At 46.3% G+C, this 716-nt stretch carries 1 protein-coding gene; it reads left to right on the top strand.

Going from position 1 to position 716, the window contains the following annotated elements; genetic code table 11:
• On the top strand, window positions 1-716 hold a 716-nt coding region (locus tag A3756_RS16625; RefSeq protein ID WP_197481348.1), incomplete at both ends, for a transcription termination/antitermination protein NusA.

Genomic DNA, 716 nt, shown 5'->3' on the forward strand with positions numbered 1-716 from the left:
GTGGAGCACGAGTTCAGGCCGTCTCAGGTGAGTTAGGTAATGAGCGTGTCGATATCATCGTCTGGGATGATAACCCGGCTCAGCTAGTGGTTAACGCCATGGCGCCTGCCGAGGTTGCTTCTATCGTAGTAGACGAAGAAACAAATTCCATGAACGTTGCGGTATCTGAAGATAACTTGGCTATGGCAATCGGTCGAGCAGGGCAAAATGTTCGTCTGGCTGGTGAATTGACCGGCTGGGAATTGAACGTTATGTCTGAAGAAGATGCAGGTAAGCAGCAGGAAGAAGAGGTTGGCAAGTATGTTGACTTGTTTATCGAAACGCTTGATGTAGATGAAGACTTGGCGACTGAGTTGGTAAATGAGGGCTTTACTTCACTAGAAGAAGTCGCCTATGTACCGATTGAGGAAATGTTAGAGATTGACGCCTTCGATGAAGATATTGTTGAAGAGNTACGTCGTCGTGCAAAAGATGCCTTATTGAATAAAGCTTTGGCTTCCGAAGAGGAACTCGAAGGTAAAGAGCCTGCAGAGGATCTATTGGCAATGGACGGCATGGACCAGCATTTGGCTTTGGTTCTTGCTAGTAAAGGTATTGTCACGATGGAAGATCTTGCAGAACAGTCTATCGATGAGTTAATGGAAGTCGATGAGATGGATGAAGAAAAAGCCGGGCAGTTAATTATGACTGCACGAGCACCTTGGTTTGAAAACCAG

Source organism: Oleiphilus sp. HI0086, assembly GCF_001635225.1.